26 protein-coding genes are annotated in these 22586 nt (G+C 59.2%); 14 read left to right on the top strand and 12 right to left on the bottom strand.

Annotated elements, in window-relative coordinates; translation table 11 throughout:
* Position 1 precedes the first annotated feature (1 nt).
* Positions 2–436: a pilus assembly protein PilZ gene (locus ACVWXD_RS16570; RefSeq protein ID WP_032888998.1), complete on the bottom strand. Its 435-nt coding sequence runs from the start codon at positions 434–436 to the stop codon at positions 2–4.
* Between ACVWXD_RS16570 and ACVWXD_RS16565 the strand changes: the two genes are divergently transcribed.
* The 5 genes from ACVWXD_RS16565 to cysB all read left to right on the top strand — a co-directional run bounded on the left by ACVWXD_RS16565 (position 435) and on the right by cysB (position 4338).
* Positions 435–821, top strand: a complete 387-nt coding sequence (locus ACVWXD_RS16565; protein ID WP_181643564.1) for a thioredoxin family protein — start codon at positions 435–437, stop codon at positions 819–821. The two genes, ACVWXD_RS16570 and ACVWXD_RS16565, sit on opposite strands and share 2 nt — an antisense overlap.
* Entirely contained in the window at positions 818–1771 is a 954-nt protein-coding gene (locus tag ACVWXD_RS16560) for a putative 2-dehydropantoate 2-reductase (RefSeq protein WP_032889002.1), read from the top strand. The genes ACVWXD_RS16565 and ACVWXD_RS16560 overlap by 4 nt, the downstream gene beginning before the upstream one ends.
* A 16-nt stretch (positions 1772–1787) precedes the next feature.
* Positions 1788–2705, top strand: a complete 918-nt coding sequence (locus ACVWXD_RS16555; RefSeq protein WP_032889004.1) for a 5'-nucleotidase — start codon at positions 1788–1790, stop codon at positions 2703–2705.
* Between the two features lie 53 nt (positions 2706–2758).
* The gene (locus ACVWXD_RS16550) at positions 2759–3259 is read left to right on the top strand and encodes a universal stress protein (RefSeq protein ID WP_181643565.1); all 501 of its coding nucleotides are present in this window, start codon (positions 2759–2761) and stop codon (positions 3257–3259) included.
* 104 nt (positions 3260–3363) lie between these two features.
* Complete coding sequence (gene cysB, locus ACVWXD_RS16545) at positions 3364–4338, top strand: HTH-type transcriptional regulator CysB (protein ID WP_003189876.1); 975 nt, start codon at positions 3364–3366, stop codon at positions 4336–4338.
* Between the two features lie 5 nt (positions 4339–4343).
* Here the strand turns inward: cysB and ACVWXD_RS16540 are convergent, their stop codons facing one another.
* Together ACVWXD_RS16540 and ACVWXD_RS16535 are read right to left on the bottom strand one after the other, a co-directional pair.
* Entirely contained in the window at positions 4344–4826 is a 483-nt protein-coding gene (locus ACVWXD_RS16540) for a GreA/GreB family elongation factor (RefSeq protein WP_260366590.1), read from the bottom strand.
* A 12-nt stretch (positions 4827–4838) separates the two neighbouring features.
* A complete protein-coding gene (locus ACVWXD_RS16535; protein ID WP_099601460.1) occupies positions 4839–5207 on the bottom strand; it encodes a hypothetical protein in 369 nt (122 codons plus the stop codon).
* A 132-nt stretch (positions 5208–5339) separates the two neighbouring features.
* Between ACVWXD_RS16535 and earP the strand changes: the two genes are divergently transcribed.
* Together earP and ACVWXD_RS16525 are read left to right on the top strand one after the other, a co-directional pair.
* Positions 5340–6473, top strand: a complete 1134-nt coding sequence (earP, locus tag ACVWXD_RS16530; RefSeq protein WP_181643566.1) for an elongation factor P maturation arginine rhamnosyltransferase EarP — start codon at positions 5340–5342, stop codon at positions 6471–6473.
* A gap of 49 nt (positions 6474–6522) precedes the next feature.
* Complete coding sequence (locus tag ACVWXD_RS16525; protein WP_032889016.1) at positions 6523–7095, top strand: elongation factor P; 573 nt, start codon at positions 6523–6525, stop codon at positions 7093–7095.
* Positions 7096–7157: 62 nt separating this feature from the next.
* Here ACVWXD_RS16525 and ACVWXD_RS16520 read toward each other — a convergent pair whose 3' ends face one another.
* The 3 genes from ACVWXD_RS16520 to ACVWXD_RS16510 form a co-directional block, all read right to left on the bottom strand.
* Positions 7158–7577 carry an organic hydroperoxide resistance protein gene (locus ACVWXD_RS16520; RefSeq protein ID WP_122680125.1) on the bottom strand — a complete coding sequence of 140 codons (420 nt, stop codon included), beginning with the start codon at positions 7575–7577 and terminating at the stop codon, positions 7158–7160.
* Between the two features lie 143 nt (positions 7578–7720).
* Positions 7721–8173 (bottom strand): MarR family winged helix-turn-helix transcriptional regulator, encoded by a 453-nt coding sequence (locus ACVWXD_RS16515; protein ID WP_122755792.1) that lies wholly within the window; start codon positions 8171–8173, stop codon positions 7721–7723.
* Between the two features lie 78 nt (positions 8174–8251).
* Positions 8252–9202, bottom strand: a complete 951-nt coding sequence (locus tag ACVWXD_RS16510) for a LysR family transcriptional regulator (RefSeq protein WP_032889023.1) — start codon at positions 9200–9202, stop codon at positions 8252–8254.
* Between the two features lie 108 nt (positions 9203–9310).
* On the opposite strand from ACVWXD_RS16510, the gene ACVWXD_RS16505 reads away from it, so the two are divergent.
* The gene (locus ACVWXD_RS16505) at positions 9311–10060 is read left to right on the top strand and encodes a sulfite exporter TauE/SafE family protein (protein ID WP_095184224.1); all 750 of its coding nucleotides are present in this window, start codon (positions 9311–9313) and stop codon (positions 10058–10060) included.
* Here the strand turns inward: ACVWXD_RS16505 and ACVWXD_RS16500 are convergent.
* Positions 10050–10904 (bottom strand): LysR family transcriptional regulator, encoded by an 855-nt coding sequence (locus ACVWXD_RS16500; protein ID WP_032889029.1) that lies wholly within the window; start codon positions 10902–10904, stop codon positions 10050–10052. The genes ACVWXD_RS16505 and ACVWXD_RS16500 overlap by 11 nt on opposite strands.
* Positions 10905–11000: 96 nt before the next feature.
* On the opposite strand from ACVWXD_RS16500, the gene ACVWXD_RS16495 reads away from it, so the two are divergent.
* Positions 11001–11207, top strand: coding sequence for a DUF1127 domain-containing protein (locus ACVWXD_RS16495; RefSeq protein ID WP_233896991.1), 207 nt, complete (start codon positions 11001–11003; stop codon positions 11205–11207).
* Positions 11208–11252: 45 nt separating this feature from the next.
* A complete protein-coding gene (locus ACVWXD_RS16490) occupies positions 11253–12485 on the top strand; it encodes a winged helix-turn-helix domain-containing protein (protein WP_457371187.1) in 1233 nt (410 codons plus the stop codon).
* 96 nt (positions 12486–12581) lie between these two features.
* On the opposite strand, the gene ACVWXD_RS16485 is transcribed toward ACVWXD_RS16490, so the two are convergent.
* Positions 12582–13928 carry a class II 3-deoxy-7-phosphoheptulonate synthase gene (locus ACVWXD_RS16485; RefSeq protein WP_032889037.1) on the bottom strand — a complete coding sequence of 449 codons (1347 nt, stop codon included), beginning with the start codon at positions 13926–13928 and terminating at the stop codon, positions 12582–12584.
* Positions 13929–14052: 124 nt separating this feature from the next.
* On the opposite strand from ACVWXD_RS16485, the gene ACVWXD_RS16480 reads away from it, so the two are divergent.
* Positions 14053–14808, top strand: coding sequence for a spermidine synthase (locus ACVWXD_RS16480; RefSeq protein WP_032889040.1), 756 nt, complete (start codon positions 14053–14055; stop codon positions 14806–14808).
* A gap of 115 nt (positions 14809–14923) precedes the next feature.
* Here the strand turns inward: ACVWXD_RS16480 and ACVWXD_RS16475 are convergent, their stop codons facing one another.
* A complete protein-coding gene (locus tag ACVWXD_RS16475) occupies positions 14924–15715 on the bottom strand; it encodes a crotonase/enoyl-CoA hydratase family protein (RefSeq protein ID WP_095184227.1) in 792 nt (263 codons plus the stop codon).
* A gap of 422 nt (positions 15716–16137) precedes the next feature.
* Between ACVWXD_RS16475 and ACVWXD_RS16470 the strand changes: the two genes are divergently transcribed.
* Positions 16138–17811 (top strand): DEAD/DEAH box helicase, encoded by a 1674-nt coding sequence (locus ACVWXD_RS16470; RefSeq protein WP_027606997.1) that lies wholly within the window; start codon positions 16138–16140, stop codon positions 17809–17811.
* A gap of 86 nt (positions 17812–17897) precedes the next feature.
* Here ACVWXD_RS16470 and ACVWXD_RS16465 read toward each other — a convergent pair whose 3' ends face one another.
* Positions 17898–18665: a DODA-type extradiol aromatic ring-opening family dioxygenase gene (locus ACVWXD_RS16465; protein ID WP_032889047.1), complete on the bottom strand. Its 768-nt coding sequence runs from the start codon at positions 18663–18665 to the stop codon at positions 17898–17900.
* 105 nt (positions 18666–18770) lie between these two features.
* On the opposite strand from ACVWXD_RS16465, the gene ACVWXD_RS16460 reads away from it, so the two are divergent.
* Entirely contained in the window at positions 18771–19427 is a 657-nt protein-coding gene (locus ACVWXD_RS16460) for a thiopurine S-methyltransferase (RefSeq protein WP_457371186.1), read from the top strand.
* 58 nt (positions 19428–19485) lie between these two features.
* On the opposite strand, the gene htpX is transcribed toward ACVWXD_RS16460, so the two are convergent.
* Complete coding sequence (gene htpX, locus ACVWXD_RS16455) at positions 19486–20373, bottom strand: protease HtpX (RefSeq protein WP_032889053.1); 888 nt, start codon at positions 20371–20373, stop codon at positions 19486–19488.
* Between the two features lie 303 nt (positions 20374–20676).
* Positions 20677–21888 (bottom strand): pyridoxal phosphate-dependent aminotransferase, encoded by a 1212-nt coding sequence (locus ACVWXD_RS16450; protein WP_032889055.1) that lies wholly within the window; start codon positions 21886–21888, stop codon positions 20677–20679.
* A gap of 202 nt (positions 21889–22090) precedes the next feature.
* On the opposite strand from ACVWXD_RS16450, the gene msrB reads away from it, so the two are divergent.
* A complete protein-coding gene (gene msrB / locus ACVWXD_RS16445; RefSeq protein WP_032889057.1) occupies positions 22091–22483 on the top strand; it encodes a peptide-methionine (R)-S-oxide reductase MsrB in 393 nt (130 codons plus the stop codon).
* Positions 22484–22586 lie beyond the last annotated feature (103 nt).

Below are 22586 nucleotides of genomic sequence, written 5' to 3'. Positions count from 1 at the left end.
TTTAATCCCCTGCTGGCCGCACAAACGCCTCATGGGAGAAGTCACTGGCGTGTCGCGCCACCCACTCGCGGGCCAGGGCTTCGACTTTCGCAGGGCTAGGCTCAGCATCTTCGTGCTGGCGGCAGTAGCGCTCTATCCGGCATGCTTGTTCGCCCATGCGCGCACCGAACAACGCATGTTCATCGGTAAACGAAATGCCGACGCGGTAGCCGTTTTCCACCTTGCGACACCACGCCACGTAGCCTGGGTAGCGGGCGGTGGCACCCAGGGATGGAATGTGCAAGTCAACGGCCGTGCCCTGGCGCCAGGCGCGCGGCCAATTGCAGGCAATGCCACCCAGGCCGTTAGAGAGCAGGCGTTGGCGGGGTATGGCGGGAGAGGGGCGTTGGATTAACTCGACAGCGACATCATCAGGGTGAGGTAAAAAACGACCCATGTACACGGACTCCGAGCACCGTTCTGTAGACGGCGGTGGCAGCAGTATAGTGAAGGAACTGGAATTGACCGACCTGGATATTGACCAGCAATTGCTGGGATTGCCAGGGATTTCGCTCGTGGTGTTCACCAGCGTAGGATGCTCCAGCTGCCGTTGGGCGCGCCAGCAACTGCCCGGGTGGCACTTGCCGGTGGACCGTGTGTGCTGGGTGGATGCCGGGCACAACGGTGGCGCGGTTGAACGCTATCAGATCTTTCATTTGCCCGCGTTGTTCGTCGTGTGCGAGGGTCAATTCCTCGGACAATTACAGACACGTCTTACATCTGCCGACCTTGCCGACGCGATCAATCAAGCGTTGATCCGTACTCCAGAGGATTTGCCATGACAGTACAGTCGCCACGCGTTGGCATTATCGGAACCGGTGCCATCGGGGGATTCTACGGTGTGATGCTGGCGCGCGCCGGGTTCGATGTGCACTTTCTGCTGCGCAGCGAATATGCCGCGGTCAGCGAGCACGGCTTGCACATCAACAGCACGGTGCACGGCAAGTTGCACCTGTACCCGGTTCAGGCCTACGCGCGCGCCGCCGATATGCCGCCGTGTGACTGGTTGCTGGTGGGCACCAAGTCCACGGGCAATGTTGAGTTGGCGCCGACCATTGCCCAAATCGCGGCGCCGGATGCCAAAGTGGTGCTGCTTCAAAACGGCCTGGATGTAGAAGACAGCCTGCGAGAACACCTGCCGCTGTCGCTGCATCTGCTCGGCGGCCTGTGCTATATCGGCGTGCACCGTTCTGGTCCGGGTGTGGTTGAGCATCAAGCCTTGGGCCGGGTCAATCTGGGCTATCACAGCGGTTCTGCTGCTAACGATGAGGTTCGTCAGAAAGCAATTGTCGAGGCAGGCGCCGCGTTGTTTCATAAGGCTGGTATCGAGTCCCAGGCCATGGCCAATGTGCATCAGGCGCGCTGGCACAAGCTGGTGTGGAACGTGCCTTACAACGGCCTTTCGGTAGTGTTGGGGACTGGCACCACGGCCCTGATGGCCGACGAATCCAGTCGCCAACTGATCCAGGCGCTGATGGCTGAAGTGGTGCAGGGTGCCCATGCCTGTGGCCAGGAAATCCCCAAGAGTTACGCTGAGCAGATGTTTGCCATGACCGAAACCATGGACGATTACTTGCCGAGCATGTACCACGACCACGTACATAAGCGCCCGCTGGAGCTGGAGGCCATCTATGCTCGCCCTCTGGCAGCCGCCAAAGCCGCGGGCTGCGAATTACCGCGTATGCAGGCGCTGTATCAGGCCTTGAGTTTTATTGATCGGCATAACCGCTGATTCGGGGGGTAAATGCATGGCGAAGGGATTAGGCGACAAACTGGTGCTGGCGATTTCGTCGCGGGCCTTGTTCGACCTGAGCGACAGCCACAAGGTCTATCTCGCTCAAGGGGTGGAGGCCTACCGCAAATACCAGATCGAACACGAGGAAGAAATCCTTGAGCCCGGCGACGCCTTCCCTCTGGTCAAAAAGCTGTTGAGCCTCAACGCCAGCCTGGGTCGTGCCCGGGTTGAAGTGGTGCTCGTATCGCGCAACAGTGCCGACACTGGCCTGCGTGTATTTAACTCTATTCAGCACTACGGCCTGGATATCTCCCGCGCCGCTTTCGTAGGAGGGCGTAGCCCTTATCCTTATTTGGCCGCCTTTGGTTGCCATCTGTTTCTTTCGACCCATGCTGAGGATGTGCGCAGTGCCCTTGATGCCGGCTTTGCAGCGGCGACGATTTTGTCGGGCGGCCCGAGACGGGCTTCCAGCGAGGAACTGCACATCGCCTTTGACGGCGACGCGGTGTTGTTTTCCGATGAGTCGGAGCGCGTGTATCAGGCCGGCGGGTTAGCCGCGTTCCAGGCCAGCGAGCGCGAATCGGCGCGCCAGCCCTTGCACGGCGGTCCGTTCAAGGGGTTTCTGGCCGCGCTGAACGTATTGCAGCGTGAGTTTCCTGAAGAGGCCTGTCCGATCCGCACAGCTTTGGTAACCGCCCGTTCGGCGCCGTCTCACGAGCGGGTGATTCGCACGTTGCGTGAGTGGGATATTCGCTTGGACGAATCCTTGTTTCTTGGCGGTCTGGAGAAGTCCGCGTTCCTGGAAGCGTTTGCCGCTGATGTATTTTTCGATGACCAAGCCGGTCATTGCGAGAAAGCCAGGGAGGTGGTGGCCACGGGGCACGTGCCCCATGGCATCAGTAATGAGGTGAGGATTCAGGCCGAGAGTTAGGGCCGCTGCTAAGCTCATTCAATCTCCTCCACCCTGGCAGTCCAGGAGGTTTTATGATTCGTTCGATGCTGTACGCCACGGACCTCGGTCTGTACGCGCCCTATGTGATGCAGCATGCACTGGCGCTGGCGCGAACGTTCAAGGCTGACCTGTATGTGATTCACGCGGTCGAGCCTATTGGGCTGTTCGCCGAATCGGTGCTGCAGAGCTACCTTGATGAAGCGGCGTTGAGTGAATGGCAGACCCAAGGGCTTAGCACGGTGATGGCGACCATCGAGCAGCGGGTGCTCGACAGTTTCCGCGAGGAGTTGGGGGAGGGTGAGCAGGACTTGAAGTTGATCCGCTCGGTACGTGTGATTCAGGGCGACCCGTGCGAGGTGATTCTTGACCAACTGTGCAAGCTGTCCGTCGACCTGTTGATCGTCGGTAGCCACAGCCATGCAACCGGCACGACAGCGCCGCTTGGGCGTACCGCGGCACGGGTGCTGCAGCTGTCTACGGTGCCGGTTTACTTGGTGCCGTCCTTACAAGGTCGACGCATTGATGACGTATGACCGGTAGAAAACGATAAAAAGTTCTAGATTTATCAGTCTAACCTTTAATATAGTTATATACCGTCGCTGATACCCGTGGCGTCTATCTGCTTTGAGGGACACATATGAAGCTTCAACAACTGCGCTACATCTGGGAAGTGGCGCACCACGACCTCAACGTTTCCGCTACCGCTCAAAGCCTGTACACCTCGCAACCCGGTATCAGCAAGCAGATACGCCTGCTCGAAGACGAGCTGGGCGTCGAAGTGTTCGCGCGCAGCGGCAAGCATCTAACCCGTGTCACCCCGGCTGGTGAGCGCATCATCACTACTGCCGGCGAGATCCTGCGTAAAGTCGAAAGCATCAAGCAGATCGCTCAGGAATTTTCCAACGAGAAAAAAGGCACTCTATCGATCGCCACCACCCACACCCAGGCGCGTTATGCATTGCCTCCGGTGATCCGCGATTTCATCAAGCAATACCCGGACGTGGCCTTGCACATGCACCAGGGCTCGCCGATGCAAATCGCCGAGATGGCTGCTGATGGCACCGTCGATTTTGCCATCGCCACCGAAGCCCTGGAACTGTTCGGTGACCTGGTGATGATGCCGTGCTACCGCTGGAACCGTTGCGTTGTGGTGCCTCAGGGGCACCCGTTGGCCAAACTGCCGAAGCTGACCCTCGAAGCCCTGGCTGAATACCCGATCGTGACCTACGTGTTCGGTTTCACTGGCCGCTCCAAGCTCGACGAAGCTTTCAGCCATCGCGGCCTCACACCGAAAGTGGTGTTCACCGCCGCCGACGCCGACGTGATCAAGACTTACGTGCGTCTGGGCCTGGGCGTGGGTATCGTCGCCAAGATGGCCGTCGACACCAACCTCGACAAAGACCTGGTGGTTCTCGACGCCAGCGAGTTGTTCGAATCCAGCGTGACCAAGATCGGCTTCCGGCGTGGCACGTTCCTGCGTGGGTTCATGTGCGACTTCATCGAGAAGTTTGCGCCGCACCTGACCCGCGAAGTGATGGCCAAGGCGATCCAGTGCCATAACAAACAGGAACTGGAAGAGCTGTTCGACGGCGTTGAATTGCCCGTCCACTGAGTGGTTTATCGGGCCTCGGTAACCGTAAACAGTTGCCGGGCGCCTGCCACCAGAATCTCTACCTCATCGCCTTCGAACTTGCCCAGCAGGCTTTTGCCCATGGGCGAGCGCGGGGTGATGACAGTCACCGGTTGCCCGACCACATCCACCTTCAAGCCTGCAGCATCAGGCGCCAGGAATAGCCATTGCTGGCGACCGTTCTCGTCCTCCAGGCCCAATAGCGCGCCGACTTCTATGCCTCGTTGATCATCGTAGGCACGCAACTGCAGGCTCTGGCACAGCGCGAGCGCTTGCTTGATTTCCTCGACCCGTTTGGCCTGCCCGGCCGCGAGATACGAAGCCTCCAACCCCAGGGTGTCGTATTTGTTTTCCGCGATGTTCTCTTCGTGAGTCGCGGTTTCGTAGGCGGTCTGCGCGGCGCGCTGGGCGATATCGAGATCGACAGTGAGTTTTTCCAGGATCAACTGGAGGACGGCGTGCTTATTCATGGTTGTGCTTGATCATTCGCAGAATTGCAGGACATTGGCCCGGCTCTTTTCATTGGGCGCATTCTGGTCCTGTTGCAGCCAGAACTGGCATTTAGGGTTGGACAGGTTACGTGCGTTGTTACGTGCCTGGTCCAGGGCTTGTTGCTGTTCCTGCTTGTGCAGGTTCTGCTGGTACTGCTCGAACATACGGTTGGGGGGTTCAGGCGCGACAACGGTCGGCTTGCCTAATTGCTGGACTGCCTGCGCCACCGGCGCAAGGCTTTGCGGGAACAGGTAGCTCGACGCCAGCCAGGTGGTCAGCGCAATGGCGATAAACCCCAGCCATACACCCACGGCGATAGCGATGCACAGCTTGAGCAGCGACAACGATTGATCCGACATGATGGCCTCCTGGCGGGCATTTGCGGCGTAGCGGCGATTGTCGCACAGCCACTGTGCAGAATAATCGCGATCAAGCCTTCTGCATCGGCGCATTTATGCGGACAATCGAGCCTTTGAGCGTTGGAGCCCGGAATGAAAGCCCGCTGGGATATTTTTTGCAGCGTTGTCGATAACTTCGGCGACATCGGCGTGACTTGGCGGCTGGCCCGGCAATTGGTGGTGGAGCATGGCTGCGAGGTGCGCTTGTGGGTTGATGACCTGCGGGCCTTCGAACGCATGTGCCCCGAGGTGGATGTGCAGCGGGAGCAACAGTGGCAGGAGGGCGTTGATGTACACCACTGGCCAGCCCAATGGTCGCCAACTCCTGCCGGAGATGTGGTGATTGCCGCTTTCGCCTGCCAGTTACCGCCTGAGTATATGGAAGCCATGGCCGAGCGTGAGCGCACGCCGTTGTGGATGAACCTGGATTACCTCAGTGCCGAGGACTGGGTGGTGGGCTGCCATCGCCTGCCGTCGGTGAAGTTCAAGGGAGTACAGAAGTACTTCTTTTTCCCCGGCTTCCGACCTGGTACTGGCGGTTTGCTCCGTGAGGCGGGGTTGCTGGAAAAGCGTCACGCTTTTCAACTGGATGTCGCTGCGCAGCGACAATTCCTGCAAACCTTAGGTGTGATTCCGCATGATGGTGCGCGGCTGTTCTCACTGTTTGCCTACGAAAACGCTGGTCTCGCCGGATGGCTGGACGTCTTATCGACGGACGGGCGTGCCACTCATCTACTGGTGCCGGAGGGCCGCATCCTCGGTGACGTACAGCGCTGGCTCGGTGTAGGAGGGCTCGTCGCGGGCGATATTCATCAACGTAAGTCTCTGACCGTGCAGGTGCTGCCGTTCGTGCGTCAGGAGCAATATGACCACCTGCTGTGGTGCTGTGACTTTAACGCAGTGCGCGGTGAAGACTCGTTCGTCCGCGCCCAATGGGCGGGGCGCCCGTTGCTGTGGCACATCTACCGCCAGGACGAAGACATACACCTCGACAAGCTAGATGCCTTCCTGGATTTGTACACCGCCGCCTTATCACCGGCCGCGAAGGCGGCATTGGTCGCGCTTTGGCAGGCTTGGAACACCGAGGGTGACATGGCACAGCCGTGGAAAAAATTGTTGGAGCACTGGCCGGAAGTCACTCAACGCGCCGAAACGTGGTGTCTGGAACAGGGCTTGCAGGCTGATCTTGCGACGGCGCTGGTACAGTTTTATGAAAGTTGGATATGATACGCCACCTTGATTTTTGTAAATCCCATCCAAATTTCGGATATATGCAATGAAAACTGGTAAAGAACTGAAACCCGGTACAGTGATCCGTCTCGAAAACGACCCTTGGCTGGTTCAGAAAGCTGAGTTCACCAAGTCTGGTCGTAACAGCGCAATCATGAAGACCAAGCTGAAGAACCTGCTGACCGGTTACAAGACCGAGATCGTCTACAGCGCCGATGACAAACTGGACGACGTAATCCTCGACCGCAAAGAAGCGACCCTGTCCTTCATCAGCGGCGACACCTACACGTTCATGGACACCACTGACTACACCATGTACGAGCTGAACGCTGAAGACATCGAAGCCGTTCTGCCGTTCGTGGAAGAAGGTATGGAAGATATCTGCGAAGCGATCTTCTTCGAAGAGCGTTTGGTTTCCGTTGAACTGCCAACCACTATCGTGCGTAAAGTTGCCTACACCGAAGGCTCCGCTCGCGGCGACACTTCGGGCAAGGTGATGAAGCCTGCCAAGCTGGCTAACGGTACCGAGCTGCAAGTAGCTGATTTCATCGAAATCGACGACCTGATCGAGATCGACACCCGCGAAGGCGGTTCGTACAAAGGCCGCGCCAAGAAGTAATTCTGGCTCCGCCCATAAAAAAACCCGACTTCACGTCGGGTTTTTTTATGGGCGGGTGTTTTTCATACGGTTACATGCAGGCGCACATCGACGTTGCCACGGGTGGCGTTGGAGTACGGGCAGACTTGGTGAGCCGCATCGACCAGGCTGTGCGCGTCATCCTGGGCCAGGCCTGGCAGGCTGATGTGCAGGTCGATGTCCAAGCCGAAACCGCCGGGGATCTGGCCGATGCCTACGTGGGCAGTGATCGAGGCGTCGTCCGGGATTTTGCGTTTGGTCTGGCTGGCAACGAATTTCAGCGCGCCGATAAAGCAGGCCGAGTAGCCAGCAGCGAACAGTTGTTCCGGGTTAGTGGCTTGGCCACCGGCGCCGCCCAGCTCTTTAGGCGTGGAGAGCTTAACGTCGAGAATGTTATCGCTGGAAACAGCGCGACCATCACGTCCGCCGGTGGCGGTGGCTACTGCGGTGTAGAGAGTTTGCATGGTGTCGTCCTCGGTCTAGTGTTTCGCAAAATATTTGCGCGCTAATTAGTTTGTGAGGCAAATGTATAGCGCTAATATTTAGTGCGCAAGATAATTTTTGAAATGTTTTCCGGGGAGTGCTGCAAGTCAATGCGTGAAGGTGGCTAAACGGTGCTTTGCAGGTTACTGCGCAACGTAATCAGATCAGCTTGCAGCTTGCGCAACTGCTCCAGTTCCAAACCGCTGGCCCTGAGGATGCACTGCGGAATACCCATTGCCTTGTCCTGCAAGGCACGTCCCGCGGCAGTCAATTCCACCACCACCACCCGTTCATCTTCGCGGCTGCGGGTGCGGCTGAGAAGGCCTTCGGCCTCCAGGCGCTTGAGCAGTGGCGTCAGTGAGCCAGGGTCCGTCAGCAGGCGGCTGCTGATTTCGCCGACAGTCAAACCGTCCTCTTCCCACAGCACCATCATGGCTAAGTACTGCGGGTACGTCAGGCCGAGAGCTTGCAGCAGAGGCTTGTAGACCTTGGTCATAAGCAATGAAGTGGAGTGCAAGGCGAAACACAGCTGGTTATTCAGCATCAGGGATTCGCACGGATCAGGGTTTTTGCTCATGGCGGTGCCTTAAAAACGTGTATGGGCTGAAATCTAGCGGGCAAATCTTTAATGCGCCAGATAATTCGGTCCAGGCGCTCAGACCAGGCCGCTCTGTAGCGCCAGATCCCATGGCGGCACTGGACTGAAACGGGATTTGAGGTACTCCAGCAGCAAGCGGCTGCGCGCGTTGGCCTGCTGTTCCAGTCGCAGCGCATAGATTCCGGTGGTTTCCGGGCTGGGTAGGCCATCTTCGCAAAACAGCGGCAGCAATTCGCCACGCACCAGGTATTCGCTGGCCAGCCAAGTGGGCAGGTGGGCGATGCCCAACCCGGCCAACGCGCCTGAGAGCAGCGCTTCGGCATTGTTGGCGCTCATGCGGATGCGCCGCGGGCGATAGGTTGCGCGGCGCCCGTCCAACTCGAAGCGCCACGCGAACATCGGCGCCAGGCCATCCCAGTCCAAGCCGTCATGGTCACTCAACTCTCGGGGATGGGTCGGAGTGCCGCGGCTTTTGAGGTAGGCGGGACTGGCGCAGGCGATGCGCACGATGCTGGCCAAGGGCGTGGCGATCAACCGGGTGTCGACGATATGCCCGGCCCGCAGTACCAGATCGACCTTGCCCAAGTGCGCACCCTGCATATCCACAAAACTGTCGATCAGATGCAGGTGCACGTCCAGGCCGGGGTAGACCTTCAGAAAGTCCGCAATCACCGGTGCCAGATGCCGTCGACCAAACGCCGCGGGCGCATCCACGCGGATCAAGCCTTCCGGCGCATGGCTCAGGGACACCGCTTCGGCGCGCGCCAGTTGCAATTCGCTGACAATCCGCCGCGCCCGCTCGGCAAACGCCAGGCCAGCGGGCGTCGGCACTACCGCATGAGTGCTGCGTTGGAACAAGCGGCTACCCACTGAGCTTTCCAGGCTGTCGATGCGCCGCGCCACCGCGGAGGGCGTCAGTGGGTGGCGGCGTGCAGCTGCGGAAAAGCTGCCGGTTTCGAGCACATCTAGAAACAGGCTCAACTGATCAGTGAGGGTATTGGGGTTCATGGCTGAGTGCTTGTGCAAAATTGGCACAGCCATTGTGCGTTGCTGTGCGTTTCCGCGCCAGGGCCGACTGCGTAGCATGCAGAGCCTGGGATTGTGGAGTAATGAGCGGTGTGGGATTTAGCGATGTACCTGGTGCTGGGCGCTGCCTTGGGCACGGTGGGCGGGTTGTTTGGCATTGGCGGTGGGCTGATTGCGATCCCGGTGCTCGGCGTATTGTTTGGCCTGGATCAACAAATTGCTCAGGGCACCGCGCTGGTGATGGTAGTGCCAAATGTGATGCTCGCCCTGTGGCGTTACCACCAGCGCAACCGAATTGAACTGCGTCACGCGCTGCCGCTTGGGATTATGGGTTTCAGCTTTGCCTGGCTGGGCTCGATCTGGGCGGTAGGCCTTGATGCCGGCGCGATGCGGATTGGCTTTATTGCCTTTCTGGTGGCGTTGTCGGCCTACAACCTGCTCCGCATGTTCACCCGCAACGCGCCGCCGACCGCGCAAATGCGTTATTCCTGGCCCTGGCTCGGGGTGCTGGGCGCCGTATCCGGCTCCATGGGCGGCCTGTTTGGTGTCGGCGGCGCGGTGGTCGCCACTCCGGTGCTGACCAGTGTGTTCGGCACCACCCAAGTAGTCGCTCAAGGCTTGTCCCTGGCCTTGGCCTTGCCCAGCACGGGCGTGACCCTCGTCACCTACGCCTGGCACCACGAAGTGGACTGGATGATCGGCATACCCCTGGCGGTCGGTGGCCTGCTGAGTATCAGTTGGGGCGTGAAAGTTGCCCACGCATTACCCGAGCGCCTGTTGCGTGGCCTGTTCTGCGGTTTCCTGGTGGTGTGTGCCGTGATGCTGACCTTTAAAGTCTGAAGCCTTCCAGGATGTACTCGGCCAGGCACTCGGTGATTGGCGAGGTGATTTGCGGATTGCGCAGCAAGTGCAGATTCATCGAGGGCAGCGGTGGGAAACCCTCGTCGCTGCCGAGTACGCGCAAGTCTTCAGTCACCAGGCTTTCCATGCAGATCATCGCGGCCAGGCCGGCACTCACCACCGCCTGGATAGCTGCCACGTTGGTGCTGTGGTACGCCAGGCGATAGTCTCGGCCGGAAGCATCCAGAGCGGCGCGGGTCCACTGTGTATACAAGCAGTCGGCGCCGGAGACTGCCAGGGGCACGGCATCGTGGTCTTCCACGCAAAAGCAGGGCGCTGCTGCCCAGACCATCCGTTCAGTGCGTAACAGTTCGCCGATTTCTTTGCCAGGTTCGCGGCTGATTACCGTCAGTGCCAGGTCGCGTCGCTGCATCAGCACCGTTGACGACTCGCAATGCAGTTCGATTTGGATCAGCGGGTACGCTTTGGAAAATTGCTTGAGGATTCCCGGAAGGAAGCGCATTACGTAGTCGTCCGGCGTGCCGATCCGTACCAGCCCCACCATATGCGGCTCGCGCAGGGTGTTGAACACCTCGCTATGCAGTTTCAGAATTCGCCGCGCATATCCCAACAGTACTTGGCCCTCGGGCGTTAGACGCACCTGCCTGCCGTCGCGCTCGAATAGTTTGCGCTGCAACACGTCTTCTTCGAGGCGCTTCATCTGCATGCTCACCGCCGATTGAGTGCGGTTGACCAGTTCGCCAGCGCGGGTAAAACCGCCTTGATCGGCGATGGCGACGAAGGTGCGCAGCACTTCAGTGTCGATGCTTGGGTAGCTGGACATTGATCAATCCCAGAGATGTATTGCATAAGAAACATTCGTTGGATTGATCATAGTGCCACGCACACACTGACGTCATCCCCAAGGGAGGGCGAGAAGATGAAAGGTCAGAATGGTTTTGCGTTGATGGCGAAGTGGCCGTTTGCCGGGTTGTTTCAAACCGTAGCCCGTTGGCAAGCATTGCACGAAGAGCGCCGAATGCTGGCGAGCATGAGCGATGAAGCGCTCAAGGACATCGGCCTCAGCCGCGCCGATGTGGAGCAGGAGAGCCATCTGCACTTCTGGGAAGACCCGCTGCGAAAATGACTCCGGATGCAGTAGGGTAGGTCGCGCGCCTTCAAGGAGATTCCCATGCCCGCCGACCAGTCTTTTTCCCTCAAGCAAGCTCGACGCATGGCGCTGGCGGCCCAAGGTTTTTCCGGGCGCCAGCCGCCTGCAGAGATCAAGTCCGCGCACCTCAATCGACTGATCGAACGCCTCGGTGTATTGCAGATTGATTCGGTCAACGCTGTGGTGCGTTCCCATTACCTTCCGCTGTTTTCCCGTCTGGGTCGCTATTCTCCTTTACTGCTTGAGCAGGCCGCTTGGAGCCAGGGCCGGCGGCGTTCGCTCTTCGAATATTGGGGGCATGAAGCCTCGCTGTTGCCCATGGCGATGTACCCCTTGATGGGTTGGCGCATGGCGCGGGCGCAGCAGGGGCAAGGCATTTATTCGCAGATGGCGCGTTTCGGAAGGGAGCAGCAGTCCATCATTCAGCGTGTGCTGAAGACCGTCGAACAGCAAGGCGCCCTCGGTGCCGGTAGCCTGTCCACCCGCGAAGAGCGCGCAGGTCCCTGGTGGGACTGGAGTAATGAAAAGCACGCGCTTGAATGGTTGTTCGCCGCCGGCCTGGTGACCGTTGCCGGTCGTCGTGGTTTCGAGCGCCTTTACGACTTGCCCGAGCGCGTTATCCCTGGCGATATCCTTAAGCAAGCCCCGTTGACTGAAGCCGAGGCCCAGCGCGGCTTGTTATTGCACAGCGCCACCGCCTTGGGGGTGGGCACCGAAAAAGACCTGCGTGATTACTTCCGCCTCGATCCCGCCGACAGTCGCAAGCGTCTGGCCGAATTGGTCGAAGAGGGGCTATTGCTGGTGTGCCAGGTGCAAGGCTGGAAGCAACCGGCTTACTGCCTGCCAGAACCGAAAGTGCCGCGCAAAGTATCGGTGAGTGCGCTGCTGTCGCCGTTCGATTCGCTGATTTGGGAGCGCAGCCGCACAGAGCGCCTGTTCGATTTCCGTTACCGGCTTGAGATCTACACCCCGCAAGATAAACGGGTGTATGGCTATTACGTGCTGCCGTTTATGCACAACGAACGTATTGCCGCGCGGGTGGACCTGCGAGCGGAGCGCGCCAACGGGCGTTTGGCGGTGCATGCGGTGCACGAGGAAGAGCCGGGGTTGGATGATGAAGGGATGCTTGCGCTTGCGCTGAACCTGCGGCAGATGGCCGATTGGTTGGGGCTGGAACAGGTACAGCTCAATTGCCAGCGCCCGAGCGCCGCTCGGTTGCGGCTTGCGATGCTCAATGGCGGCGCTGGTTTCTAGGGCGCCATCGGGAGCAAGCGCCCTCCCACACTTGGAATGCGTTTCCCTGTGGGAGGGGGCTTGCTCCCGATGGCGTCAATTCTGGCAACTAAAATTTCAGCGTTTGACTTGCTTCAGCGTTTCGGCAATCAGGAACGCCAACTCCAGCGACTGATCGGCATTCATCCTAGGGTCGCAATGGGTGTGGTAGCGGTCCGACAAGCCATCTTCGGTGATCGGGCGCGCGCCGCCGATGCACTCTGTGACGTTCTGCCCTGTCATCTCGATATGAATCCCGCCGGCATAGCTGCCCTCGGCCTGGTGCACCTGGAAGAACTCCTTCACTTCGCCGAGGATCTGCGCAAAGTCGCGGGTCTTGTAGCCGCTGCTGGCCTTGATGGTGTTCCCGTGCATCGGGTCCGAGCTCCACAGTACCTGCTTGCCCTCGCGCTGCACGGCGCGGATCAGGTTGGGTAGATGGTCGCCGACCTTGCCTGCGCCCATGCGCGCGATCAGGTTCAGGCGGCCCGGATCGTTGTTCGGATTGAGGATGTCGATCAGGCGGATAAGATCCTCCGGGTTCATGCTCGGGCCGACCTTGACGCCGATCGGGTTGTTCACCCCGCGCAGGAATTCGACGTGAGCGCCATCCAACTGACGTGTGCGGTCGCCGATCCACAGCATGTGGGCCGAGCAGTCGTAATAGTCGTTGGTCAGACTGTCGCGACGCACGAAGGCTTGTTCGTAGTTGAGCAGCAGCGCTTCATGGGCGGTGAAAAAGCTCGTTTCGCGCAACTGCGGCGAGCTGTCCATGCCGCAGGCGCGCATAAAGGCCAGGGTCTCGTCGATGCGGTTTGCCAGTTGGCTGTACTTCTCTGCCAAGGCGGAGTTGGCGATAAAGTCCAGGTTCCACTGGTGCACCTGATGCAGGTCGGCGAAACCGCCCTGGGCGAAGGCGCGCAGCAGGTTGAGGGTAGCGGTGGATTGGTGATACGACTGCAGCAGGCGGTCCGGATCGGGTACACGGCTTTTTTCGTCGAAGCCGATGCCGTTGACGATATCGCCACGGTAGGCGGGCAGGGTGATGCCGTCGATGGTCTCATCGTTGGCCGAGCGCGGCTTGGCGAACTGGCCGGCCATGCGCCCGACTTTCACCACTGGGCAGCCGGCGGCGAAGGTCATCACAATCGCCATCTGCAACAACACCTTGAAGGTGTCGCGGATTTTCGCGGCGGAAAACTCGACGAAACTCTCGGCGCAGTCGCCGCCTTGTAACAGGAAGGCGCGACCCTGGGTCACTTCGGCAAATTGGCGGCGCAACTCGCGGGCTTCCCCGGCAAACACCAGCGGCGGGTAGCTGGCCAGACTCTGCTCCACCCGCAACAGGTGTGCAGCGTCCGGGTACTGGGGTTGTTGCTGGATCGGCAGGGCGCGCCAGCTGTCGGGGCTCCAGGGTTGGCTCATCATGAACTCGATTGGCTGATTGACGGTCGGGCGCCAATGTTATCAGCAATTAGTGCGTGACCTGCTGCTGCCGGTTGGCCGACAATCGCGCCTTTGCCGTACAGCAAACCCGTTAGGAGTAGTGATGACAGAGGAGCGTGTCGAGCGCCTGCTCGCCGAAGTTCATGATGACTTCGGCATGATCCGTGTGCTCGAAGTGGCCGATTACCGGTTTCTCGAATTCGGCGACGCCATTGAGCAAAGCTGCGTGTTCACTGCAGATCCGAGCTGGCTGGAGTACGACTACACCCGCGCGATGCTGATCGGCGCGTTGTGCCATGAACAGCCGGAGAGCGCCTTGTTCCTCGGTCTGGGCGCCGGTACGTTGACCCAGGCGTGCCTCAAGTTCCTCCCGCTGGAAGACGTCGAAGCCATCGAGCTGCGCCCCGATGTGCCGCGCCTGGCCATTGAGTACCTGGGGCTGGACGATGATCCGCGCCTGTACATCCGCATCGGCGACGCCCTGGAGTTGCTGGAGACCGCTGAATCGGCGGACTTGATTTTCGTCGACCTCTATACCGATGTCGGCCCCGGCGTTGGGCACCTGGCGTGGACCTTCCTGGAAAACTGCCAGAAGAAACTCAACCCCGGCGGCTGGCTGGTGATCAATCAGTGGGCGACTGACGACGGCAAACCGCTGGGCGCGGCGTTGTTGCGTGGGTTGTATCACCGGCACTACTGGGAACTGCCGGTGAAGGAGGGCAATGTGATTTTGCTGGTACCTTCGGAGCTGGATCAGGAGCTGGATCTTGATGCCCTTTCTACTCGGGCTGAGTTGTTGGCGCCGCGTCTGGGGTATTCGTTGCAGCCCTTGATCAAGGCGATTCGGCCGGCTACGTAGTCGCCTGTACCCACGCCATCGGGGGCGAGTCGAATCGTCGCACCGCACGTCCCACACTTGGAACTCATTTCAAATGTGGGAGGGAGCTTGCCCCGATGGCGTCGGTATAGGCGACTCAAATGCCCTTGAATACCCCCGGCCGCTTCTCGACCATCGCGCGCAGGCCTTCCTTGGCATCCTCGCTGTTCAGCAATTTATCCACCATCGGCGGCAGCGCGGCGGCCGCAACGGTTTCGCCTTCCACACGCGCCAGGCGGGCCGACATCAAGGTGGCCTGGACGCCAAGCGGCGCCTGGCGCGCGATGCGACTGGCCAGTTCGATGGCGCGGGGCAGCAGGTCTTCACTGGCCATTACTTCCTGCACCAAACCCAGGCGCAGGGCTTCATGGGCGTCGAACTCGTCGCCGGTCAGCAGCCAGCGCATGGCGTTGCCCCAGCCGGCGATCTGATGAAAGCGCAATGTCGCACCGCCAAACGGAAAGATCCCGCGCTGTACTTCCATCTGCGCAAAGCGGGTATTGCTCGCACACAGATTGATATCCGCCGCGAGCATCAACTCGATACCAATGGTGAGGCAGTAGCCCTGGGCGGCGACGATCACCGGTTTACTGACCCTGGGGCCTGCGAAAACGCCCCAGGGATCACAGCCTCCCAGCGGCGGTTGCCAGCCGCCCGCCATTACCCCGCTGACATTGGCCAGGTCCAGGCCGGCGGTGAAGTGGTCGCCATGGGCAAATACTACGGCCACTCGTGCGTCATCGTTTCGATCAAATTCGCCATAAGCCAAGCTCAGCTCATTGAGCAAATCCAGGTCGAAGGCGTTGCGCTTGGCCACCCGGTCCAGGCCCAACAGCAGGACATGGCCCTGGAGTTCACGGCTGACGCGGCTGCTGCTGGCTTGATTCATTGGGTGTGCCCTCGGGTGGAGAGAAGGGTTTCAGACCAAAGGTCTTGGTCTAAGGGTGAATCGTTTAAGCCTTATGACCAACAGGGCCGGGCCTTTGAAAAATAGACCCTGGCAGAGTTATCTGCAAAGACTGTGACGCAGCACGGTTTATCGGTGCTTTGCGATAAAAAAAGCTCCCTTTTTCAAGTATTTCCGGTATAGTGCGCGCCGGCCTTTAACCGGGCCGCGTTTAGGTAGCGCAATTCCCCGAAGTCAGCTTCGGCTGCATGTCCGCACAGCGGACTCTTCCTTAACGAATCTTTTTCATTCATTCGTTTTCGCAAATCCCCGCCGACAAAGCAGCCAGGGCGACTCTTGAGTCTCAACACGGCATGCGCAGCTTTGGAGCATGGGTCTTTGCGGATGCACTTAGAGGCAGACCCATGACCCAGGAAACCGGCGGCTTCGCCGCTTTTAATCTTAACCCGAACATTCTTGCTGCCGTCATTGCGACCGGCTACGAAGAACCTTCGGCGATTCAGCAGCAATCGATCCCGATCATCATGGCCGGCCAAGACATGATTGGCCAGGCGCAAACCGGTACCGGTAAAACCGCCGCGTTCGCCCTGCCTATCCTGCACTGCATCGATCCTGCCAAGCGCGAGCCGCAAGCCCTGATCCTGGCGCCAACCCGTGAGTTGGCGCTGCAAGTAGCAACCGCTTTTGAAACCTACGCCAAGCAAATGCCGGGCGTTACCGTTGTTGCCGTTTACGGCGGCGCGCCGATGGGCCCGCAACTGAAAGCCATCCGTAATGGCGCTCAGATCGTCGTTGCTACCCCAGGCCGTCTGTGCGACCACCTGCGTCGCGACGAAAAAGTACTGTCGACCGTGAACCACCTGGTTCTCGACGAAGCTGACGAAATGTTGAAGCTGGGCTTCATGGATGACCTGGAAGTCATCTTCAAGGCACTGCCACCGACCCGTCAGACCGTACTGTTCTCGGCCACCCTGCCACAGTCGATCCGTGCCATTGCCGAGCGCCATCTGCGCGATCCGCAACACGTGAAGATCCAGACCAAGACTCAGACCGTTACCGCGATCGAACAGGCTCACCTGTTGGTTCACGCTGACCAGAAGACCTCGGCTGTATTGAGCCTGCTGGAAGTCGAAGACTTCGACGCCTTGATCATGTTCGTGCGCACCAAGCAAGCGACCCTGGACTTGGCCAGTGCCCTGGAAGCCAAAGGCTATAAAGCCGCTGCGCTGAACGGTGACATTGCCCAGAACCAACGTGAGCGCGTGATCGACTCCCTCAAGGATGGCCGTCTGGACATCGTTGTTGCGACCGACGTAGCGGCTCGTGGTCTCGACGTTCCGCGTATCACCCACGTGTTCAACGTTGACATGCCTTACGATCCAGAATCCTACGTTCACCGTATCGGCCGTACAGGCCGTGCCGGTCGCGAAGGTCGTGCACTGCTGCTGGTGACTCCACGTGAGCGCCGCATGCTGCAAGTGATCGAGCGCGTAACCGGTCAGAAAGTTGCCGAAGTCCGCCTGCCGGATGCCCAGGCCGTTCTCGATGCCCGCATCAAGAAACTGACCAACAGCCTGTCGCCTCTGGTGGCTGACGCTGAATCGACTCACGGCGACCTGCTGGACCGCCTGACCGCCGATATCGGTTGCACTCCACGTGCCCTGGCTGCTGCCCTGCTGCGCAAGGCTACAAACGGTCAGGCCCTGACCCTGGCAGCTATCGAGAAAGAGCGCCCACTGGTACCGAACAACGCGCCACGCGGTGATCGTCCAGAGCGTACCGGCGACCGTCCAGACCGTGGTGATCGTGAGCGTCGTGCTCCGGTTCCATTGGCTGAAGGTCGTGCTCGTTGCCGTACCGCGCTGGGCGCGCGTGATGGTATCGCTGCCAAGAACCTGCTGGGCGCTATCCTGAATGAGGGTGGCCTGGCACGTGAAGCAATCGGCCGTATCCAGGTCCGTGACAGTTTCTCCCTGGTGGAGCTGCCGGAAGACGGTCTGGAGAAGCTGCTGACCAAGCTGAAAGACACTCGCGTTGCCGGTAAGCAGTTGAAGCTGCGTCGCTACCGCGAAGATTGATCCGCCCTTGGGCTGATTGATCACACATAAAAAATCCCCGACTGGTTCGGGGATTTTTTTTGCGCCGCTGTTTTAACAATAAAGAGTTAGCCGAAGCGGTAAATGTCCATGCCCAAGGCGCCCATGGTGAAGCCTTGGTGCGCGATGCTGAAGTCCCCACCAGCGCCACGCGCAAAGTACAGCGGCAACAGATGTTCATCGCTTGGATGGCTGCGCACGGCGTGGGGTGCTTGGCGCCGATAGTCGTGCAACGCGGCTTCATCGTTGGCAGCGAGCTTATCCACCACCCAATCCCGGAAGCCCCGCGCCCAAGGTTCGATGCTTTCAGGCCCTGCGTGCCAGTCCAGTTCGCCCAGATTATGCGTGATGCTGCCGGAACCGATCAGCAGTACGCCTTCCTCGCGCAAACTGGTCAAGGCATGCCCGACTCGCGTCTGCAGGGCAGGGCCCATGCGGCTGGGCAAGGATACCTGCACGACTGGGATATCCGCCGCGGGGTACATCAGCGACAGAGGCACCCAGGTGCCATGGTCGAAGGGGCGCTGGTCGTCGATGCGTGCATTCAGGCCGTCGGCGCGCAGCAGCCCGACGATCTCTCCCGCCAACTGTGGGTTGCCCGGTGCGGGGTATTGCACGGCAAACAGCTCGCGGGGGAAGCCGCCGAAGTCGTGCCAGGTTTCGGGTGCGGCGCTGCCGCTGACCAGTAAATCGTGGCTTTCCCAGTGTGCCGATACCACCACTATCGCCTTAGGGCGGGGCATTTCGGCAGCCAGGCGTTGCAAAGCCGGTCCGCTGGCGCCGGGTTGAAGGGCAAGCATGGGCGAACCGTGGGAGATAAACAGGCTGGGGAACATAAGAAGAGTCCTGAGCGTTAACATGTAGCCATCTTCAGTCAAATCATTGATCTAAATCTAATATAAGTTTTAGCGCGTTTTGATCGAATTATCGGAGGTGATTCCATGGAGCCCAAGTTTTGGCAGGAGCGCTGGGCGAGAAACCAGCTCGGCTTTCATTTGCCTGAGGTTAATCCTTATTTAGAACGGCATTGGCCTTCGTTGGCGCTCGCGGAGGGCGCCAAGGTACTGGTGCCGCTGTGTGGCAAAAGCCTGGACCTGATGTGGCTGGCCACCCAGGGTCATCGGGTACTCGGCGTTGAGCTATCAGAGCAGGCGGTTGAAGCCTTCTTCAGCGAGCAGAGCCTGACGCCGCGAATCACTCAGCGCGGTGTGTTCACGGTGTATCAGGCTGATTTGATCGAAGTGTGGTGCGGCGATTTCTTCGCTCTCGACGCTGAGGTTCTGGCTGATTGCACTGCGGTCTATGACCGTGCCGCTCTGATCGCCTTGCCGCCGTTGATGCGCTCGCAATACACCGAGCAGTTGAACAACATGCTACGTCCAGGCTGCCAGGGTTTGCTGATCACCCTTGACTACGACCAGACGCAAAAGGCAGGCCCACCGTTTGCGGTGACGGATGAAGAGGTAAAGGTGCTGTTGGGAGCACACTGGAGCCTGCAGGTGATCGAGAAGCAAGACATTCTGGGTGAGAGCTGGAAGTTCGTGCAGGACGGAGTCACGCGCTTGGACGAGCGGGTCTACAGAGTCGCGCGGGCATAAAACTGTGTCCACAAAAAAAGGGGCGATCTGATCGCCCCTTTTTTTGCATTACCAGGTATCAGCCCCGACGACGAAGCGCGTCAATACGCTCTTCCAGTGGTGGGTGGCTCATGAACATACGAGCCAAACCCTGTTTGATGCCGCCGTTGATGCCAAAGGCGGTCAGGCTGTCAGGCATATGCACTGGCAGGCCCTGTTCGGAACGCAAGCGTTGCAGCGCGCTGATCATTGCATTGGTGCCTGCCAGGCGCGCCCCGGCTTCGTCTGCGCGGAACTCTCGTTTGCGTGAGAACCACATCACGATCGCACTGGCCAGGAAGCCCAGCACCACTTCGGCAAAGATGGTCGCCACGAAGTAGGCGATACCGCGACCGCCTTCGTTCTTGAAGATTACTTTGTCCACAAAGTTACCGATAATCCGCGCAAAGAACATCACGAAGGTGTTGACCACACCCTGTACCAGCGCAAGGGTAATCATGTCGCCGTTGGCTACGTGACCAATTTCGTGCGCGAGTACTGCCTTTACTTCATCGGGTGAGAAGCGTTCGAGCAAGCCCTGACTGACGGCCACGAGCGCGTCGTTCTTATTCCAGCCCGTCGCAAAGGCATTGGCCTCATAAGCAGGGAAAATCCCGACTTCGGGCATTTTGATACCTGCTTCTTGAGACAACTGCTCCACGGTTTGCATCAGCCATTGTTCATGGCGAGTGCGTGGTTGGGTGATGACTTGGGTGCTGGTGCTCATCTTCGCCATCCACTTGGAGATGAACAGCGAGAACAGCGAGCCGGCAAAACCAAAGACCGCACAGAAAATCAGCAGCTGATTGAGGTTCAGATCAACCCCGTTGGCCGCCATGAACCCGTTGAAGCCGAAAAGGCTCAGGGTGATGCTGGCAATCAGCACGACCGCCAGGTTAGTGGCCAAGAACAGCAGGATGCGCATCATGGTTGTAGAGTTCTCCTCATGCTTAATATGTCGCGTACTGCGGGGTATATAAGGTGCGGCATGGGGTGATTCAACCGAGCGACTATTTCAAACTGTGTCCTACAGCCTGAATGTAGAGCTTTGAAGGGATTTTCCGACTAGGAATGTCACCAGAGATGCCCCACTTTTTGCCTCACAACCCTGCAATTATAGGGGGCACGTAGCTTGAGAGAGGCAAGTGCCATACAGAAAAAGGGCGAGATCAGAGAAGTGTTGCCAGATAATCGCTGCACGACCGAATGTCGATCGTACAGCGCCATGCCACTACTGGCGATAGGTCTTGAGGAAGTTGCCAATACGGCCAATCGCCATGTCCAAGTCATCTACGCGCGGCAAGGTCACCACGCGGAAGTGATCCGGCCACGGCCAGTTGAACGCGGTGCCCTGAACCACCAACAGCTTTTCCGACAGCAACAAGTCGAGCACGAACTTTTCGTCGTTGAGGATCGGGCATACCTTCGGGTCTATCCGTGGAAAAGCGTACAGCGCACCCATGGGTTTCACGCAGCTCACACCGGGGATCGCATTGAGCAGCTCCCACGTGCGGTTGCGTTGTTCCAGCAGGCGGCCCTGGGGCAGTACCAGGTCATTGATGCTCTGGTAGCCGCCCAGAGCGGTCTGGATCGCATGCTGGCTCGGTACGTTGGCACACAGGCGCATGTTGGCCAGCATGTCGATGCCTTCGATGTAGCTCTGGGCGTTGTGCTTGGGACCGGAGATGGCGATCCAGCCGGAGCGGAAACCCGCCACGCGGTAGGACTTGGACAGGCCGTTGAAGGTCAGGCACAACAGGTCCGGTGCCAGGGAGGCGGTGCATACGTGCACGGCGTCGTCGTAGAGGATCTTGTCGTAGATCTCGTCGGAGAACACCACCAGGTTGTGCTGGCGTGCCAGTTCCAGCATGCCCAGCAGCACTTCCTTGGAATACACCGCGCCGGTGGGGTTGTTCGGGTTGATGATCACCAGTGCCTTTGTGTTCGGAGTGATCTTGGCCTTGATGTCAGCCAGGTCCGGGAACCAGTCGGCGCCTTCGTCGCACAGGTAGTGGACCGGGTGGCCGCCGGCCAGTGTCACGGCTGCGGTCCACAGTGGATAGTCCGGTGCAGGTACCAGCACTTCGTCGCCATTGTTCAGCAGGGCCTGCATGGACATCACGATCAGTTCGGACACGCCATTGCCCAGGTAGATGTCTTCAATGCCGACGCCTTCCACCTGCTTCTGCTGGTAGTACTGCATCACCGCTTTACGCGCGCTGAACAGGCCTTTGGAGTCGCTGTAGCCCTGAGCGGTAGGCAGGTTGCGGATAACGTCCTGGAGGATTTCGTCCGGTGCTTCGAAACCAAAAGGCGCCGGATTGCCAATGTTCAGCTTGAGGATGCGATGGCCTTCCTCTTCCAGGCGTTTGGCGTGCTTGAGCACTGGGCCGCGAATGTCGTAGCAGACGTTGGCGAGCTTGTTCGATTTGCTGACCTGCATGGCGATGTGATCCTGAAAATGAACGATCCAGACGGTGTGTGCACTACCGTACTGCGAATCCTGCGAGGCCCGCACCCATAAATACGTTTGAATGCCGATAGCGCGGGTGCCAGACTGGCGTTTTGAAGAGGCGCAATCATACGTGCCGCCTGATCCATGGAAAAGACACAGATCAGGCTTTTTCAGTTGCCGAGGTGTACCGATGGAAAAGTTGCAGAAAACCGTTGAAGAGTGGAAGGCCATGCTCGATCCGGAGCAGTACAACGTGTGCCGGCTCAAAGGCACCGAACGGCCTTTCAGCGGCAAGTACAACGGCACCAAGACCGACGGCGTTTACCACTGCATCTGCTGCAATGAGCCGCTGTTCGATTCCACCACCAAATTCGACTCCGGCTGCGGCTGGCCCAGCTTTTACGCGCCGATTGCCGACAGCGCGATGATCGAGATTCGTGATGTCAGCCACGGCATGATCCGTACCGAGGTAACCTGCGCAAAGTGTGACGCGCACCTGGGCCATGTGTTCCCGGATGGGCCGCCGCCGACCGGCCTGCGTTATTGCATCAATTCGGTGTGCCTGGACCTGGTCCCGCGTTAAGCCTGCGTGGTGAGGGAGCATCCTCCCTCACCACGTGCGCCCATAACGGATCATCAGTTTGATCAATTCAATTGTACACAATTGAATTGCCTGCTATGTTTCT

It is taken from the genome of Pseudomonas sp. TE3911 (assembly GCF_054062775.1).
This window is presented reverse-complemented; position numbering and strand designations above follow the sequence as displayed.